The sequence below is a fragment of the Clostridium cavendishii DSM 21758 genome (genome assembly GCF_900141845.1).
Classification (GTDB): domain Bacteria; phylum Bacillota; class Clostridia; order Clostridiales; family Clostridiaceae; genus Clostridium_AG; species Clostridium_AG cavendishii.
The window spans coordinates 254,139-270,640 of sequence record NZ_FQZB01000010.1 but is presented as its reverse complement, the minus strand read 5'-3'; the positions used below and the strand labels follow the sequence as shown (position 1 = coordinate 270,640).

Here is a 16,502-nt window from a genome sequence, read left to right as displayed (position 1 = left end):
AAGTTTTATCAAAAGTTGGATCAGTAAATCCACACAAGAAATTCGTAGGTCAAGTATACGTACTTAAAAAAGAAGAAGGTGGAAGACATACACCATTCTTCGATGGATACAGACCACAATTCTATTTCAGAACAACTGACGTAACTGGATCATGTAAGTTACCGGAAGGAATGGAAATGGTTATGCCAGGAGACCACATCGATATGAATGTTGAATTAATAACTCAAGTTGCTATGGACGAAGGTTTAAGATTCGCTATCAGAGAAGGTGGAAGAACTGTAGGTTCAGGAGTTGTTACTAGCATAATTGAATAATTTCAATTAAGTAACTAATTCAATATATAAAAGCTAATACTTTCGTTTGGTATTATAAGAGATTATAGTTAATAGCTTATGCGCAGATGTTCATTAACTATAAACAAATAGAAATTAAACATTAATTAAATAAAATTATGCGCAGTATTTTAGATAATTAAATAAAGTTTTAGCTATAGAGTAGATGAAAGACGTTTCATCTACTCTATTTTTTTACTTAAAAATTTTTTTAATAGTTATAATTAATACATAAGTGAACTTATAGTACAATGATTTGGAATATTATACAATTGAATAGATGTGTTATACAATATTTTGATATATAAATCCTATGTATCCTATTAATTCTAATTAAATTTTCAATTATTACCTAATTTATTAGATTAATAAAATAATTTAATATAAATTTATATTAAATGAAAAAAACTATTGAAAAAACTTTATTTAGAATTTATAATAAACAAGAACTAAGGCGAAAAATGAAATGTAAATAAAAAATAACATAAAATAAAAAAAATACTTGATTAAAAACAACAAAAATAGTATAATAAAGAAGTTGCAGAGCAAACAGCGATGAATCAAGAGGTTGCCGGACTTCCGGGGAATTCTTGATGAGTATGTCAGGATCTTGAATCCGACGACAGGGGTTCTGTGTCTTTGTGTTGAGCTTTTTTAAAGTATGAAACACCAGGAACAGTTTACAGAACATCTGCTGTTGTGCGTTAGAAGTAAAGCGTGCATGAAAAGGAGGGAAACCAAATGTCAAAACAAAAAATTAGAATCAGATTAAAGGCTTTTGATCACACAATATTAGATCAATCAGCTGAGAAAATTGTTGAAACTGCTAAATCTACAGGTGCTAAGGTTGTTGGACCAGTTCCACTACCAACTGAAAAAGATGTTGTTACAATACTAAGAGCTGTACATAAGTACAAAGACTCTAGAGAGCAGTTTGAAATAAGAACTCACAAGAGATTAATCGATATAGTTAATCCATCACCAAAAACTGTTGATGCATTAATGAGATTAAACTTACCAGCTGGTGTTGATATTGAAATAAAGCTTTAATAAAAATTAATTTAAAGTAATAAAATTGAACTTTTATGATTGCTGAAAAAATGCAATCCGCTAATAAGTTTGGGAGGTGTAACCACATGAAAAAAGCTTTAATAGGAAAGAAAATCGGAATGACTCAAATTTTCGATCAAAACGGAAAAGTTATTCCTGTAACTGTAGTAGAAGCTGGTCCATGTGTTGTTGTTCAAAAGAAAACTGTTGATACAGATGGATATGACGCAATACAAGTTGGATTTGGTGAAATAAGAGAAAAATTAGTTAACAAGCCAAGAAAAGGACATTTTGCAAAAGCTGGAGTTTCAATAAGAAGAACTCTTAAAGAATTCAGATTAGAAGATGTTACTGCTTACAATGTTGGAGACGAAATAAAAGTTGATATATTTGAAGCTGGCGACAAAGTTGACGTATCAGGTATCTCTAAAGGTAAGGGATTCCAAGGTACAATAAAGAGATGGAATGCAAGCAGAGGCCCTATGTCTCACGGTTCTAAATTCCATAGAGCAGTAGGTTCAATGGGAGCATCATCTGACCCATCAAGAACTTTCAAAAATAAAAGAATGCCTGGACATATGGGAGCAGTTAATACAACTGTGTTAAACCTTGAAGTTGTTAAAGTAATGGCTGACAAGAATATCGTCTTAATAAAAGGTGGTATACCAGGTCCAAATAAAGGTACAGTAGTTATAAGAAACAGCGTTAGAGCTTAATTTCTGAGAAAGGAGGAAGCAAGATGCCTACAGTAGGATTATTTAATAAAGAAGGACAAAAAGTTGGAGATTTCCAATTAAATGAAAATGTGTTCGGAGTTGAAGTTAGTGAATACGCTATGCACCAAGTTGTTGTAGCACAATTAGCTAATAAAAGACAAGGAACTCAATCAACTAAGACAAGAGCTGAAGTTCGTGGTGGTGGAATAAAACCATGGAGACAAAAAGGAACAGGTAGAGCAAGACAAGGTTCTATAAGAGCACCTCAATGGATCAAAGGTGGTATAGTGTTCGCACCAAAACCAAGAGATTACAGAGTGTCAGTTCCAAAGAGCATGAGAAGAACAGCTATGTTATCTGCATTAACTACAAAAGTTGTTGATAACAACATGATAGTATTAGAAAGCTTAGCGTTTGATGCTCCTAAGACTAAAGATATGATTAAAGTTTTAAATGCTTTTGAAGCTAAAAAAGCATTAATTGTAACAGCTGAATCAAACGAAAATGTTTATAAATCAGCTAGAAACATTGAAGGGATTTCTGTAATTCCTGCAAACAACATCAACGTTTATGATTTACTAAAGTTTGAAAAAGTAATCATGACTAAAGATGCTGTATCAAAAATTGAGGAGGTGTACGCATAATGAATAGCTATGATATAATCAGAAAGCCAGTTATCACTGAAAAGAGTATGGCAGCTATGGCGGATAAGAAATACACCTTCATCGTTCATATGTCAGCAAACAAAGTTGAAATAAAGAAAGCAGTAGAAGAAGTTTTCGGAGTTAAAGTTGACGATGTTAAGACTATGAGAGTAGAAGGAAAGCAAAAAAGAGTTGGCGTTCACATAGGAAAGAGAGCTGACTTTAAAAAAGCTATAGTTACATTAGCAGCTGATAGCAAAAATATTGAATTCTTCGAAGGAATGCAATAAGATTTAAAGCGTGTATTGGTGGAGACACCAGAAAAGCGATAAGAAGGAGGGAATTTACATGGCAGTTAAAAAGTTTAACCCTACTACCCCATCAAGAAGAGAAATGACTATGGCTACATTTGAAGAAGTAACTACAAATGTACCTGAAAAATCACTTCTTGTTTCATTAAAGAAAACTGGTGGTAGAAATGCTCAAGGTAAAATAACTGTTAGACACCACGGTGGTGGAGCTAAGAGAAAATACAGAATAATAGATTTCAAGAGAAATAAGGACGGAGTTCCTGCAAAAGTTGCTACAATAGAATATGATCCAAATAGATCAGCTTATATAGCACTTGTTGTTTACACAGATGGAGAAAAGAGATACATAATCGCTCCAGTTGGATTAAAAGTTGGAGATGTTATAGTATCAGGTCCAGAAGCAGATATCAAAGTTGGTAATGCGCTTCAATTAAGAAACATTCCAGTTGGTACAACAGTACACAATATAGAATTACAAGCAGGTAAAGGTGGCCAAATGGTTAGATCTGCTGGTACTTCAGCTCAATTAATGGCTAAAGAAGGAGACTTAGCAACACTAAGATTACCTTCAGGTGAAATGAGATATGTTAGAATCGAATGTAAAGCTACAATCGGTGTTGTATCTAACTCAACTCACAATATAGTTAACATTGGTAAAGCTGGTAGAAAGAGACACATGGGATGGAGACCTACAGTAAGAGGTTCTGTAATGAATCCTTGCGATCACCCACATGGTGGTGGTGAAGGTAAATCGCCAGTTGGTAGACCAAGTCCAGTTACTCCATGGGGTAAACCAGCACTTGGATACAAAACTAGAAAGCACAAAAAATACTCAGATAAATTCATTATTAAGAGAAGAAACGACAAGTAGTTTGAAGAGAATACTTAATTCTCTTCATGGCTTAGTCGCATAAAAGATTTATGAAGGGAGGCAATTCTAGTGAGTAGATCAATAAAAAAAGGACCTTTCGTGCATGCAGGTCTTTTAAAGAAAATAGAAGAAATGAACCAAAGTGGAGATAAAAAAGTTGTTAAGACTTGGTCAAGAACATCTACAATATTCCCACAAATGATAGGTCATACAATCGCTGTTCATGATGGAAGAAAGCATGTTCCAGTATATGTTAGCGAGGATATGGTTGGACACAAATTAGGTGAATTTGCGTTAACAAGAACTTATAGAGGTCATGTTAATACAGAAAAGACATCAAAGAGAAAATAGCCAGGAAAGGAGGAAACTTAAATGGAAGCTAGAGCTATAGCTAAGTATATTAGAATATCTCCTATGAAAGTTGGAGTTGTTCTAGATTTAATAAGAAATAAAAATGTGAATGAAGCTTTCGCTATTTTAAAATACACTCCAAAAGATGCAGCTGAGGTAATAGAAAAAGTTTTAAAATCAGCAGTTGCTAATGCTGAAAACAACAATAATTTAGATAGAAGTAGATTAGTTGTTGCAGAAGCTCATGTAGGTCCAGGACCAACATTAAAGAGATTTAAAGCAGGTCCTCAAGGTAGAGCATTCAGAATAAACAAAAGAACAAGCCACATAACAATTGTAGTTAAAGAAAGAGCTTAATAAGAAGGAGGGAAATAGAGTGGGTCAAAAAGTACATCCTCATGGATTAAGAGTTGGCGTAATCAAAGGTTGGGACGCAAAATGGTACGCTGATAAGAAGAATTTTGCAGACAATCTTGTAGAAGACTACAAAATTAGACAATTCGTTAAAAAAGAACTTTACGTAGCAGGTATTTCAAAAATTGAAATAGAAAGAGCTGCAAAAAGGGTTAAATTAAATATATTTACTGCTAAACCAGGTGTTATCATCGGAAAAGGTGGATCAGGAATAGAAGCGTTAAAGAAAAAATTAAAAGACATAATTGCTGAAAAGAACGTGTTAATAAACATAGTTGAAGTTAAGAACACTGAAGCAGATGCTCAATTAATGTCAGAAAATGTAGCTGCTCAATTAGAAAAGAGAATATCTTTCAGAAGAGCTATGAAACAAACAATTCAAAGAGCTATGAAAACTGGAGTTAAGGGTGTTAAAATTGCTTGTTCAGGTAGATTAGGTGGAGCTGAAATAGCTAGAACTGAACAATACCATGAAGGAACAATTCCACTACAAACTTTAAGAGCTGATATTGAATACGGATTTGCAGAAGCTGATACAACTTATGGTAAAATCGGTGTTAAAGTATGGGTTTACCATGGAGAAGTTCTTCCAACTAAAAAAGTAGAAAAAGTTGAGAAAGAAGAAGCTAACGCGTAAGAAAGGAGGAATATAGCTATGTTAATGCCTAAAAGAGTGAAACATCGTAAGGTACAACGTGGTAGAATGAAAGGAAAAGCTACTAGAGGTAATTTCCTTGCATATGGAGACTTTGGAATTCAAGCTCAAAGCTGTGGTTGGATTACAAGTAACCAAATAGAGTCTGCGAGAATTGCAATAAACAGATATATAAGAAGAGGCGGTAAGCTTTGGATAAAAATATTCCCAGATAAACCTGTAACTGAAAAACCAGCTGAAACAAGAATGGGTTCAGGTAAAGGTTCTGTTGAATACTGGGTAGCTGTAGTTAAACCTGGTAGAGTATTATTTGAATTATCAGGAGTTGCTGAAGAAACAGCTAGAGAAGCTATGAGACTTGCTTCACACAAACTTCCTGTAAAGACTAAGTTCGTTACAAGAAGAGATTTTGAGGAAATGGGTGGTGAAGAATAATGAAGGCTAGAGAAATTAAAGATCTAAGAACAAGCAATCCTCAAGATTTAAAAGTAAAGCTAAATGATCTAAAAGCTGAATTATTCAATTTGAGATTCCAATTAGCTACAGGCCAATTAGAAAACCCAATGAGAATAAAAGAAGTTAAGAAATCAATAGCTCAAATTAAAACAATTATAAGAGAAGAAGAGTTAAAGGTTCAAGAATAAGCCTGAAAGGAGGTAGCGCCTGTGGAAAGAGGTTTAAGAAAGAAGAGATTAGGTAAAGTTGTTTCTGATAAAATGGATAAAACAGTCGTAGTTGCAGTTGAAACTAAGGTGAGACATCCATTATACGGAAAAACTGTTAATAGAACAACAAAGTTCAAAGCTCATGATGAAAATAATGAAGCTAAGATGGGCGATAGAGTTTTAATTATGGAGACTAAACCATTATCAAGAGATAAGAGATGGAGATTAGTTGAGATCGTAGAAAAAGCTAAATAATCGTCTAAAGTCTGAAAGGAGGTTAAATTCATGATACAACAACAAACCTTACTAAAGGTTGCAGACAATTCTGGTGCGAAAGAAATAATGTGTATCAGAGTTTTAGGTGGATCTAAAAGAAAATATGGAAACATTGGAGATATAATAGTTGCCAGCGTTAAAAGTGCAACACCAGGCGGAGTTGTTAAAAAAGGTGATGTTATAAAGGCAGTTATAGTTAGATCAGTAAAAGGTTTAAGAAGAGCTGATGGATCATACATCAAGTTTGATGAAAATGCTGCAGTAATAATCAAAGATGATAAGCAACCAAGAGGAACTCGTATCTTCGGACCAGTTGCTAGGGAGCTAAGAGATAAAGAATTCAATAAAATATTATCATTAGCACCAGAAGTTCTATAATAAAGGATTAGGAGGTGGCTAAGATGAAGTTACATGTAAGAAAGAACGACACAGTAGTAGTTATTTCAGGAAAAGATAAAGGTAAAACTGGTGAAGTTTTAAATGTAAACCCTAAGACAGGAAGAGTTCTTGTTAAAGGAGTTAATTTAGTAACTAAGCATCAAAAACCTAACAAGGCTAACATGCAAGGTGGAATAGTTAACATAGAAGCTGCTATAAACAGTTCAAAAGTTATGTTATACTGTAATAAATGCAAAAATGCTACAAGAATAAGCCATAAAGTATTAGAAGATGGCTCAAAAGTTAGAGTTTGCAAGAAGTGTTCAGAAACATTCTAGAATTTGAAAGGAGGTACTTTACATGATGCCAAGACTTCAAGAAAAGTATGAAAAAGAAGTAATTCAAGCAATGATGGATAAGTTCGGATATAAGAACGTAATGGAAGTTCCAAAGCTTGAAAAAATAGTAATAAACATGGGTGTAGGAGAAGCTAAAGACAATGCTAAAGTTCTAGAATCAGCTGTTGCTGACCTAGCTTTAATAACTGGTCAAAAGCCAATCTTAACTAGATCAAAGAAATCAATAGCTAACTTTAAGATAAGAGAAAATATGCCTTTAGGATGTAAAGTTACATTAAGAAAGGCTAAAATGTACGAATTTGCTGATAAGTTAGTTTCAATAGCTTTACCAAGAGTTAGAGACTTCAGAGGAGTTTCAAGCAAGGCTTTTGATGGAAGAGGAAACTATTCACTTGGAATTAAGGAACAGTTAATATTCCCAGAAATCGAATATGATAAAGTAGATAAAGTAAGAGGAATGGACATAATCTTCGTAACAACAGCTAACACTGACGAAGAAGCAAGAGAATTACTAAGATTCCTTGGAATGCCATTCGCTCAATAATAAGGAGGGGATACTATGGCTCGTAAAGCAATGATCGAAAAATGGAACAAAGAACCAAAATTCCAAACAAGAGCTTACACTAGATGTAGATTATGTGGTAGACCACATTCTGTATTAAGAAAATTCGGAATTTGTCGTATTTGTTTCAGAGAATTAGCTTACAAAGGTGAAATTCCTGGATGCAAGAAGGCAAGTTGGTAATACACTTTAATAGAGTGAAAGGAGGCACAATATAATGGTTATGACAGATCCTATAGCAGATTTGCTAACACGTATAAGAAATGCAAACTCTGTTAGACACGAAGCAGTTGAAGTACCTTCTTCAAACGTAAAGAAGGCTATTGCAAATATATTATTACAAGAAGGTTATCTTAAAGGAATAGAGGAATACAACGATGGTGTAGTTCCTATGTTAAGATTAACACTTAAGTACGGTGCTAACAAAGAAAGAGTTATAACTGGTATAAAGAGAATATCTAAACCAGGTTTAAGAGTATACTGCAAGAAAGATGAAGTACCTAAGGTATTAAATGGTTTAGGAGTTGCTGTAATATCAACTTCAAACGGAATTGTAGTAGATAGAGAGGCTAGAAAATCAGGATTAGGCGGAGAAGTTATCTGCTACGTTTGGTAATTTTTTAGACTAAGAAAATATATTTAAGATTTGATTATAGATTTATAACTGATCCATATTACAGGAGGTGCAATTACATGTCAAGAGTAGGTAGATTACCTATAGCTATACCTGCTGGAGTAACTGTTACTGTAACACCAGACAACGTTGTTACAGTAAAGGGACCTAAAGGTGAACTAGTTAAAGCTATGCACAAAGACATTAATATAGCTGTTGAAGCAAGCGAAGTTGTTGTTACAAGACCAAGCGAACAAAAACAACACAGAGCGCTTCACGGATTAACAAGAGCTTTAATCAACAACATGGTTGTTGGTGTAACTCAAGGATATTCAAAAACATTAGAACTTATAGGTGTTGGATATAGAGCTCAACTACAAGGAACAAAGCTTGTAATGAACTTAGGATACTCACACCCAGTTGAAATAGAAGCAGTTGAAGGAGTATCTTTCAAACTAGATGGAACTACTAAAGTTATCGTTGAAGGTATCAACAAAGAAAAAGTTGGTGCTGTAGCTGCTGATATAAGATCTTGGAGAGAACCAGAACCATACAAAGGTAAGGGAATTAAGTATTCTGATGAAGTTATCAGAAGAAAAGAAGGTAAAACTGGTAAGAAATAATAGAAAGGAGTGAACCTTATGTTCAAAAAGGTAGACAGAAAAAAATCAAGAGTGAAGCGTCACCTAAGAGTTCGTAAGAAAGTGTTCGGAACTCCAGAAAGACCAAGGCTTTCTGTGTATAGAAGTGAAAAGAATATATATGCTCAAATAATAGACGACGTTAATGCTGTTACTTTAGTAGCTGCATCAAGCTTAGATAAGGCTTTTGAAGGCAAAGGAAGCAATAAGGAATCAGCTAAAATAGTTGGAGAATTAGTTGCTAAAAAGGCAATAGAAAAAGGAATTACTGAAGTGGTATTTGATAGAGGCGGTTACATATATCACGGAAGAGTTGAATCTCTAGCTACTGGAGCAAGAGACGCAGGCTTAAAATTCTAATTCACAAGGAGGGAAATAAATGAGAATCGATCCTAGCACACTAGACCTTAAAGAAAAGGTTGTTTTCATAAACAGAGTTACTAAGGTTGTTAAGGGTGGTAGAAACTTCAGATTCAGTGCGCTTGTAGTTGTTGGTGACGAAAACGGACACGTAGGCGTGGGAATGGGTAAGTCAATAGAAATCCCTGAAGCAATAAGAAAAGGAATCGAAGATGCTAAGAAAAACCTAGTTGAAGTAGCTATGGTTGGCACTACAGTTCCACATGAAATCTACGGTAAATTCGGTACTGGTAAGGTATTAATAATGCCTGCATCAGAAGGTACAGGAGTTATCGCTGGAGGTCCTGCAAGATCAGTACTTGAATTAGCAGGAGTTAAAGATGTTAGAGCTAAGTCATTAGGATCTAACAACCCAAGAAACATGGTAAATGCAACAATTAACGGATTAGCAAGCTTAAGAACAGCTGAAGATATAGCTAAATTAAGAGGCAAATCTGTTGAAGATATATTAGGTTAGGAGGGATAGCGATGGCAAAGCTAAAAATTACATTAGTTAAAAGCTTAATAGGTAGAAAGAAAGACCATATCGCTACTGCAAATGCCCTTGGACTTAAAAAAATTGGTAAAACAGTAGAACATGAGGGAACTCCTCAAATAAGTGGTATGATAAATAAAATAAATTATCTACTAAAAGTTGAAGAAGTATAAAAACGAGGAGGTGTAAGTAGCTATGAAACTTCATGAATTAAGACCAGCAGCAGGTAGCAAAAAAGCTCCTAAAAGAATAGGTAGAGGTACTGGTTCAGGCTTAGGAAGAAATGCTGGTAAAGGTGAAAAAGGCCAAAACGCTAGATCAGGTGGCGGAGTTAGACCAGGATTCGAAGGTGGTCAAATGCCACTATATAGAAGACTTCCTAAGAGAGGATTCACAAATCCATTCTCAAAGAACTTCGTAACAATTAACGTTGATAGATTAAACTGTTTCGAAAATGGAACAGAAATTACTCCAGAATTATTACTTGAAACAAGAGTTGTAAGTAAGTTAATGGATGGCGTTAAGATTCTAGGAAACGGCAATATAGAAAAGAGCGTAACTGTTAAAGGATGTAAGTTCTCAAAGCAAGCGGCTGAAAAGATCGTTGCAGCTGGAGGAAAAGTTGAGGTGATGTAACAATGTTATCAACCCTACGCAATGCCTGGAAGGTTCCGGACCTTAGAAAAAGATTATTGTGGACATTATTAATAGTGGCAATTTACAGGATAGGAAATCATATTCCTGTTCCTGGAATTGACCCAACAAAGTTAAAAAGTGTTGCAGAGTCGTCCGGAGGCTTAATAAATTTTTATGACTTAATTTCTGGTGGGGCGCTTAGTAAAGCAAGTATATTTACATTAGGAGTAACTCCATACATTAATGCATCAATTATAATGCAACTTCTTACAATAGCTATTCCTCAGTTAGAACAGCTATCAAAAGAAGGCGATGATGGTAGAAAAAAAATACAAAAGATTACTAGATATGCATCAATTGGTTTAGCATGTGTAATGTCATGGGGATCTTATGCTCTTATAAAAACTTCAACAGGAGCAATTAGCAACAATTCAATGATAACTATGGCTATAATCATGTTAACATTAGTAGTTGGAGCAACTTTTGCAATGTGGTTAGGTGATAGAATTACTGTAAAAGGTATAGGTAATGGAGTATCTATGATTATATTTGCAAATATAATTTCTAGATATCCATCACAATTTGGTCAAATTTATGAACTAAAGTCAGTAGGAAATGTTTCAGGTTTAGATATAGTATTACTTGTACTATTCTTACTAGCAATGTTATGTGGAATTATATTCTTATCTTTATCAGAAAGAAGAATTCATGTTCAATATGCTGGTAAGGCAGTTGGAAACAAAGTTTATAAAGGCCAATCATCACATATTCCGTTAAGTATTATAGGAACAACAGTTATAGCAATTATATTCGCTATGTCAGTTATGCAGTTTCCAGAAACCATAGCAAGGTTTTTCTATCAGAAGAGCTGGGCTCAATGGGTAATAGATGGAACAAACAGCCCGTTTAACAGCAAACAATGGATATATCCGATTATATATGCTGTATTAACAGTGTTCTTTACTTGGTTCTATACTCAAGTGACATTTAAACCAGATGAAATGGCTGAGAATATGCATAAGTCAGCAGGTTTTATTCCTGGAATAAGACCGGGTCAGCCAACAGCGAAATACCTAGAAAGAGTACTAGATAGAATATCAGTATTCGGTGGTCTATTTGCAGCTATTATAGCTGTAACTCCAGTATTAATTGAATCCTTAACACAATTTAAGCATATTCAATTTGGAGGGACTTCATTATTAATATTAGTTTCGGTTGCTCTTGAAGTAATGAGACAATTAGAATCACAATTAGTAATGAGACACTATCAAGGATTTCTTAAATAATAAACAATGGAGATGATGCCCGTGAAAATAGTATTATTAGGTCCTCCTGGTGCAGGTAAGGGAACACAGGCAAAATCAATAAGTAATAGATACTCCATTCCTCATATATCAACAGGAGATATATTTAGAAAGAATATTTCGGAAAATACTCCACTTGGTATTGAGGCTAAGAAGTATATAGATAATGGTCAATTAGTTCCTGATGAAGTAACTATAGATATGGTTAAAGATAGACTTCAGCATGATGATTGCAAAAACGGATATCTATTAGATGGTTTTCCTAGAACAGTACATCAAGCAGAGGCTCTACAGGAATTTCTTCAAGGTAGAGGTGAAAACTTAGATACTGCTTTATTAATAGAAGTACCTATGGATTTCATTCTTGAAAGAATGACTGGAAGAAGAGTTTGTCCATCATGTGGTGCTAGTTATCATGTGAAATTTAATCCAACTAAGATACAAGGCAAATGTGATGTTTGTGGAAGTGATGTTATTCAACGTAAAGATGACGGTGAAGAAACAGTTAAGGAAAGATTAGATGTATATCAAAGACAAACACAACCACTGATTGATTTTTATAAAGATAAGAATCAGCTTTCAGTAGTAGATGGAACTAAAGCAATAAACGAGGTTTTCGAAAGCATTTGTTCTTTATTAGGGAGCGATAATTAATGATAATTCTTAAGAATGATTCAGAAATTGAGCTAATGAGGAAAGCAGGAAGAATTGTTTCTGAAACTCTTCTTTTGCTTAAAGAAAAAACGAAACCTGGTATAACTACTGCTGAACTGGATAGAATAGCAGAAGAATTTATAACTAAGCATGGAGCTAAACCGTCCTTTAAAGGATTATATGGCTTTCCTGCTTCACTATGTATATCTGTAAACCAACAAGTTATTCATGGGATTCCAGGAGCTTTAAAGCTTACAGAAGGTGATATTATATCAGTGGATTGTGGGGCTTTAATAAATGGATATCATGGAGATGCTGCTAGAACCTTTGCAGTTGGAGAGGTATCAAGTCAAGCAAAAAAACTTATTGATGTTACTGAGGAAAGCTTTTTTAAAGGTATTGAAAAAGCTATTATAGGTAATAGACTAACGGATATATCCTATGAGATACAACAACATGTTGAATCAAATGGTTTTTCGATAGTTAAGGATTATGTAGGACATGGAATCGGAAGAAATCTTCACGAAGATCCAAATGTACCTAATTTCGGAAGACCAGGTAGAGGTCCTAAGTTAGAGTCTGGCATGGTTTTAGCAATAGAACCTATGGTTAACATTGGTAAATATCATGTTAGAACGTTAAATGATCAATGGACTGTAGTAACTGCAGATGGCTCTTTATCAGCTCATTATGAAAATACAGTTGCAATTTTACCAAACGGTCCCGAAATATTAACACTTGTTAAATAAGTTTAATATGTGTTGCTTAGTTATAAATTCACATTATACCTAAATGGTAACTATGTTGATTTATGGCTAAGGTAATCATCGAGGTGAAAAAGTTGCAAAACAATGACTTAATTGGCAGATTAGTAGTTTCAAAGGCTGGTAGAGATAAAGATCAAAGTTACATTGTAGTTAATGTAATTGATGATCAAAATGTGCTACTTGCAAATGGAAAAACTAAAACAATAGAGATGCCAAAAAGGAAAATACGTAAGCATGTAGAGCTTACAAATGTGATGGATGAAAGCATTAAAAGCTCCATCTTGTCACAAGATAAAAACATAAATCTAATAATAAAGAGATTTTTAAATCTTAATGGCACTGTCAAGGAGGTTTGATTACCTTATGTCAAAGGATGATGTAATAGAAATGCAAGGAGTGGTTTTAGAATCACTACCAAATGCAATGTTTCAAGTAGAATTAGAAAGTGGGCATCAAATATTAGCTCACATTTCAGGAAAGCTAAGAATGAACTTCATAAGAATTTTACCTGGGGATAAAGTTACAGTAGAGCTTTCTCCTTACGATTTAACAAGAGGTAGAATTACATGGAGAGCAAAATAAGGAGGGTTAGCGATGAAAGTAAGACCATCAGTTAAGCCTATTTGCGAAAAGTGCAAAGTTATAAAAAGAAAAGGAAGAGTAATGGTAATCTGTGAAAATCCTAAGCACAAACAAAAACAAGGCTAATAGGTAAATTATTGAACAATTTTAGTTGAATTGAGATTCAATTTTTATTGACTTTTTGTCAAAACTCAAATATGATTATATAGGCATTTAATTAATGTTTACAGATTTTGAGTACGGCTGACAGTAGATAAATTTTACTGACTCAAGATTTTAGTATAAAAAAATACACACAAGACATTGATGTACTAATCACAATGTAATTCAATTACCAGGAGGTGTAACATTTAATGGCAAGAATAGCAGGTATTGACCTACCAAGAGAAAAAAGAGTTGAAATAGGTCTAACTTATATATATGGAATAGGATTACCTACTTCACAAAAGATTCTTGGCGAATTAGGAGTAAATCCTGATACAAGAGTTAAAGATTTAACTGAAGAACAAGTTAATGAAATAAGAACTTACATCAACAAAAACTTTGTTGTTGAAGGTGATTTAAGAAGAGAAATAGCTCTTAACATCAAGAGATTAGTTGAAATTGGTTGTTATAGAGGAATAAGACATAGAAGAGGTCTTCCAGTTAGAGGACAAAAAACTAAGACTAATGCTAGAACTAGAAAAGGTCCTAAGAAGACTATAGCTAACAAGAAGAAATAGTGAGGAGGGAAGACAATGGCAGCTCAAAAAGTTAAAAAGACTAGAAGAAGAAAAGAAAGAAAAAACGTTGAGCATGGTGCTGCACACATCAAGTCAACTTTCAATAACTCAATAGTTACTTTAACTGATGCAGCAGGAAATGCATTATCATGGTCAAGTGCTGGTGGTTTAGGCTTCAGAGGATCAAGAAAAAGCACTCCTTTTGCAGCTCAAATGGCAGCAGAAACTGCAGCTAAAGCAGCTATGGAACATGGATTAAAAAGCGTTGAAGTATACGTAAAAGGTCCAGGATCTGGTAGAGAAGCAGCTATCAGAAGTTTACAAGCAGCAGGTTTAGAAGTTACTTTAATTAAAGACGTAACTCCAATTCCACACAACGGTTGCAGACCACCAAAAAGAAGAAGAGTTTAGTAACATTAATAGGAGGTGTAATTCATGGCAAGATATACTGGAGCTACATGCAGACTATGCAGAAGAGAAGGTATGAAATTATTCCTTAAAGGGGATAGATGCTTTACAGATAAATGTGCGTTTGTTAGAAGAAGCTATGCACCAGGACAACACGGTGCGGCTAAGAAGAAAATGTCTAACTACGGTACTCAATTAAGAGAAAAACAAAAAGCTAAGAGAATATATGGACTTCTTGAAAGCCAATTCAGAAGTACTTATGAAAGAGCTGAAAAGCTTAAAGGAATAACAGGTGAAAACCTATTAAAATTATTAGAAATGAGATTAGATAACACTGTATTCAGATTAGGATACGGAGCTTCAAGAACTGAAGCTAGACAATTAGTTACTCATGGCCATTTCTTAGTAAATGGCAAGAAGCTTGATATTCCTTCATATAAAGTTACAGTTAACGATGTTATAACTGTAAGTGAAAAGAGCAGAGCTTCTGAAAAATTCAAAGCTTTTGCTGAAAATCCAAAAGCTTTACCAAAATGGTTATCTGCAAATGTAGAAAACTTTGAAGGTAAAGTTATAGCAGAACCAGCTAGAGAAGATATTGACGTTCCAGTTAATGAAACTCTAATAGTTGAGTTATACAGCAAGTAATAATTGATATTTGCAAGGGAAGTTATCTCCCTTGCAAATATAAATCAGTTGCCCTCAGCTTAAGGTTGCCATTTTAATATTAAGGAGGGTTTGTGAATGTTAGAAATTGAAAAGCCAATTATTGAGTGCATAGAATCGAACGAGGACGGTACGTACGGCAAATTTGTCGTAGAACCACTTGAAAGAGGATATGGCATAACTCTTGGTAATGCATTAAGAAGAATATTACTTTCTTCACTACCAGGAGTAGCAGCTACATCAGTTAAAATAGATGGAGTTCTTCATGAGTTTTCGACAGTTACAGGAGTTAAGGAAGATGTTACTGAATTAGTACTTAACCTTAAAGCCTTAGCTTTAAGAATGACAGGTGAAGGTTCAAAAACTATATATATAGATGCAAAAGGACCAGGAGTGGTTACAGGAGCAGATATAAAAACTGATGGAGATGTTGAAGTTGTTAATAAGGATCTACATATAGCAACATTAGATGATAATGGAAAGCTATATATGGAGATAACTGTTGATAGAGGTAGAGGATATGTTTCTCAAAACAAGAACAAATCCGATGAACTTCCATTATCAGCAATAGCTTTAGATTCTATTTATACACCAGTTAAAAGAGTGAACTTTAGTGTTGAAAATACAAGAGTTGGTCAAATTACTGACTACGACAAGCTTACTCTTGAGATATGGACTAATGGAACTATTAAGATTGAAGAAGCAATCAGTCTTTCAGCTAAAATACTTATTGAACATTTTAAATTGTTCATGACTTTAACAGATAATGCTAATGATGTTGAAATAATGATTGAAAAAGAAGAAGATAAAAAAGAAAAGGCCCTTGAAATGACTATCGAAGAGCTTGATTTGTCAGTTAGATCATATAACTGCTTAAAGAGAGCTGGTATAAACACTGTTCAAGAACTTGCTGCAAGAAGCATGGACGACATGATGAAGGTGAGAAACCTTGGTAAGAAGTCACTTGAAGAAGTGGAAAGAAAGTTAACAGAATTGGGCTTAAATTTAAGACTAAGCGACGAGTAAGTCA

The 16,502-nt window shown here is 34.2% G+C and carries 32 protein-coding genes; all 32 read left to right on the top strand.

Translation table 11 applies throughout. The features are described 5' to 3' along the window. A partial coding sequence (locus BUB01_RS12790) for an EF-Tu C-terminal domain-related protein (RefSeq protein ID WP_479723185.1) occupies positions 1-314 on the top strand: 314 nt, incomplete at its 5' end. A 759-nt stretch (positions 315-1,073) separates the two neighbouring features. Next, on the top strand, positions 1,074-1,382 hold the full coding sequence (gene rpsJ / locus BUB01_RS12785; protein ID WP_002598903.1) for a 30S ribosomal protein S10: 309 nt from the start codon (positions 1,074-1,076) through the stop codon (positions 1,380-1,382). A gap of 86 nt (positions 1,383-1,468) precedes the next feature. After that, a complete protein-coding gene (gene rplC / locus BUB01_RS12780; protein ID WP_072988283.1) occupies positions 1,469-2,098 on the top strand; it encodes a 50S ribosomal protein L3 in 630 nt (209 codons plus the stop codon). 23 nt (positions 2,099-2,121) lie between these two features. Next, positions 2,122-2,742, top strand: coding sequence for a 50S ribosomal protein L4 (rplD, locus tag BUB01_RS12775; protein ID WP_072988280.1), 621 nt, complete (start codon positions 2,122-2,124; stop codon positions 2,740-2,742). Next, positions 2,742-3,032: a 50S ribosomal protein L23 gene (gene rplW / locus BUB01_RS12770; protein WP_072988276.1), complete on the top strand. Its 291-nt coding sequence runs from the start codon at positions 2,742-2,744 to the stop codon at positions 3,030-3,032. The genes rplD and rplW overlap by 1 nt, the downstream gene beginning before the upstream one ends. A gap of 58 nt (positions 3,033-3,090) precedes the next feature. After that, positions 3,091-3,924 (top strand): 50S ribosomal protein L2, encoded by an 834-nt coding sequence (rplB, locus tag BUB01_RS12765; RefSeq protein WP_072988273.1) that lies wholly within the window; start codon positions 3,091-3,093, stop codon positions 3,922-3,924. A gap of 69 nt (positions 3,925-3,993) precedes the next feature. Further along, a complete protein-coding gene (rpsS, locus tag BUB01_RS12760; protein ID WP_072988271.1) occupies positions 3,994-4,275 on the top strand; it encodes a 30S ribosomal protein S19 in 282 nt (93 codons plus the stop codon). A 21-nt stretch (positions 4,276-4,296) separates the two neighbouring features. Continuing rightward, positions 4,297-4,632, top strand: a complete 336-nt coding sequence (rplV, locus tag BUB01_RS12755; RefSeq protein ID WP_072988268.1) for a 50S ribosomal protein L22 — start codon at positions 4,297-4,299, stop codon at positions 4,630-4,632. A 19-nt stretch (positions 4,633-4,651) separates the two neighbouring features. Beyond that, positions 4,652-5,326 (top strand): 30S ribosomal protein S3, encoded by a 675-nt coding sequence (gene rpsC / locus BUB01_RS12750; protein WP_072988265.1) that lies wholly within the window; start codon positions 4,652-4,654, stop codon positions 5,324-5,326. Between the two features lie 18 nt (positions 5,327-5,344). Next, the gene (rplP, locus tag BUB01_RS12745) at positions 5,345-5,779 is read left to right on the top strand and encodes a 50S ribosomal protein L16 (protein WP_072988261.1); all 435 of its coding nucleotides are present in this window, start codon (positions 5,345-5,347) and stop codon (positions 5,777-5,779) included. Further along, the gene (gene rpmC, locus BUB01_RS12740) at positions 5,779-5,988 is read left to right on the top strand and encodes a 50S ribosomal protein L29 (protein ID WP_072988257.1); all 210 of its coding nucleotides are present in this window, start codon (positions 5,779-5,781) and stop codon (positions 5,986-5,988) included. The genes rplP and rpmC overlap by 1 nt, the downstream gene beginning before the upstream one ends. A gap of 21 nt (positions 5,989-6,009) precedes the next feature. Further along, positions 6,010-6,264: a 30S ribosomal protein S17 gene (gene rpsQ, locus BUB01_RS12735; RefSeq protein WP_072988255.1), complete on the top strand. Its 255-nt coding sequence runs from the start codon at positions 6,010-6,012 to the stop codon at positions 6,262-6,264. 30 nt (positions 6,265-6,294) lie between these two features. Next, complete coding sequence (gene rplN, locus BUB01_RS12730) at positions 6,295-6,663, top strand: 50S ribosomal protein L14 (RefSeq protein ID WP_072988252.1); 369 nt, start codon at positions 6,295-6,297, stop codon at positions 6,661-6,663. A 23-nt stretch (positions 6,664-6,686) separates the two neighbouring features. Then, the gene (rplX, locus tag BUB01_RS12725; RefSeq protein ID WP_072988249.1) at positions 6,687-7,001 is read left to right on the top strand and encodes a 50S ribosomal protein L24; all 315 of its coding nucleotides are present in this window, start codon (positions 6,687-6,689) and stop codon (positions 6,999-7,001) included. A 25-nt stretch (positions 7,002-7,026) separates the two neighbouring features. Further along, the gene (rplE, locus tag BUB01_RS12720) at positions 7,027-7,566 is read left to right on the top strand and encodes a 50S ribosomal protein L5 (RefSeq protein WP_084108738.1); all 540 of its coding nucleotides are present in this window, start codon (positions 7,027-7,029) and stop codon (positions 7,564-7,566) included. 15 nt (positions 7,567-7,581) lie between these two features. Continuing rightward, positions 7,582-7,767 (top strand): type Z 30S ribosomal protein S14, encoded by a 186-nt coding sequence (locus BUB01_RS12715; protein ID WP_072988243.1) that lies wholly within the window; start codon positions 7,582-7,584, stop codon positions 7,765-7,767. A gap of 34 nt (positions 7,768-7,801) precedes the next feature. Then, positions 7,802-8,200, top strand: coding sequence for a 30S ribosomal protein S8 (gene rpsH / locus BUB01_RS12710; protein ID WP_072988239.1), 399 nt, complete (start codon positions 7,802-7,804; stop codon positions 8,198-8,200). A 77-nt stretch (positions 8,201-8,277) separates the two neighbouring features. After that, the gene (gene rplF / locus BUB01_RS12705; protein ID WP_072988235.1) at positions 8,278-8,820 is read left to right on the top strand and encodes a 50S ribosomal protein L6; all 543 of its coding nucleotides are present in this window, start codon (positions 8,278-8,280) and stop codon (positions 8,818-8,820) included. A gap of 18 nt (positions 8,821-8,838) precedes the next feature. Then, positions 8,839-9,198, top strand: a complete 360-nt coding sequence (gene rplR, locus BUB01_RS12700) for a 50S ribosomal protein L18 (protein ID WP_072988231.1) — start codon at positions 8,839-8,841, stop codon at positions 9,196-9,198. Positions 9,199-9,217: 19 nt separating this feature from the next. Beyond that, entirely contained in the window at positions 9,218-9,715 is a 498-nt protein-coding gene (rpsE, locus tag BUB01_RS12695) for a 30S ribosomal protein S5 (protein WP_072988228.1), read from the top strand. Between the two features lie 11 nt (positions 9,716-9,726). Then, entirely contained in the window at positions 9,727-9,906 is a 180-nt protein-coding gene (gene rpmD, locus BUB01_RS12690; RefSeq protein ID WP_072988226.1) for a 50S ribosomal protein L30, read from the top strand. 22 nt (positions 9,907-9,928) lie between these two features. Further along, on the top strand, positions 9,929-10,369 hold the full coding sequence (gene rplO / locus BUB01_RS12685) for a 50S ribosomal protein L15 (RefSeq protein ID WP_072988223.1): 441 nt from the start codon (positions 9,929-9,931) through the stop codon (positions 10,367-10,369). A 2-nt stretch (positions 10,370-10,371) separates the two neighbouring features. Then, on the top strand, positions 10,372-11,655 hold the full coding sequence (gene secY, locus BUB01_RS12680; RefSeq protein WP_072988219.1) for a preprotein translocase subunit SecY: 1,284 nt from the start codon (positions 10,372-10,374) through the stop codon (positions 11,653-11,655). A 21-nt stretch (positions 11,656-11,676) separates the two neighbouring features. Beyond that, positions 11,677-12,327, top strand: a complete 651-nt coding sequence (locus BUB01_RS12675) for an adenylate kinase (protein WP_072988216.1) — start codon at positions 11,677-11,679, stop codon at positions 12,325-12,327. Beyond that, positions 12,327-13,076 (top strand): type I methionyl aminopeptidase, encoded by a 750-nt coding sequence (gene map / locus BUB01_RS12670; RefSeq protein ID WP_072988213.1) that lies wholly within the window; start codon positions 12,327-12,329, stop codon positions 13,074-13,076. The genes BUB01_RS12675 and map overlap by 1 nt, the downstream gene beginning before the upstream one ends. Before the next feature lie 62 nt (positions 13,077-13,138). Continuing rightward, positions 13,139-13,450: a hypothetical protein gene (locus tag BUB01_RS12665; protein WP_423231125.1), complete on the top strand. Its 312-nt coding sequence runs from the start codon at positions 13,139-13,141 to the stop codon at positions 13,448-13,450. Between the two features lie 7 nt (positions 13,451-13,457). Beyond that, positions 13,458-13,676 (top strand): translation initiation factor IF-1, encoded by a 219-nt coding sequence (gene infA / locus BUB01_RS12660; protein WP_072988205.1) that lies wholly within the window; start codon positions 13,458-13,460, stop codon positions 13,674-13,676. A gap of 12 nt (positions 13,677-13,688) precedes the next feature. Then, entirely contained in the window at positions 13,689-13,802 is a 114-nt protein-coding gene (rpmJ, locus tag BUB01_RS12655; RefSeq protein WP_003373491.1) for a 50S ribosomal protein L36, read from the top strand. 227 nt (positions 13,803-14,029) lie between these two features. Continuing rightward, on the top strand, positions 14,030-14,398 hold the full coding sequence (rpsM, locus tag BUB01_RS12650; protein WP_072988202.1) for a 30S ribosomal protein S13: 369 nt from the start codon (positions 14,030-14,032) through the stop codon (positions 14,396-14,398). Between the two features lie 15 nt (positions 14,399-14,413). After that, positions 14,414-14,809, top strand: a complete 396-nt coding sequence (rpsK, locus tag BUB01_RS12645) for a 30S ribosomal protein S11 (protein WP_072988198.1) — start codon at positions 14,414-14,416, stop codon at positions 14,807-14,809. Between the two features lie 24 nt (positions 14,810-14,833). Further along, positions 14,834-15,454, top strand: a complete 621-nt coding sequence (rpsD, locus tag BUB01_RS12640; protein WP_072988195.1) for a 30S ribosomal protein S4 — start codon at positions 14,834-14,836, stop codon at positions 15,452-15,454. Positions 15,455-15,550: 96 nt separating this feature from the next. After that, positions 15,551-16,498: a DNA-directed RNA polymerase subunit alpha gene (locus tag BUB01_RS12635; RefSeq protein WP_072988191.1), complete on the top strand. Its 948-nt coding sequence runs from the start codon at positions 15,551-15,553 to the stop codon at positions 16,496-16,498. Positions 16,499-16,502: the final 4 nt, after the last annotated feature.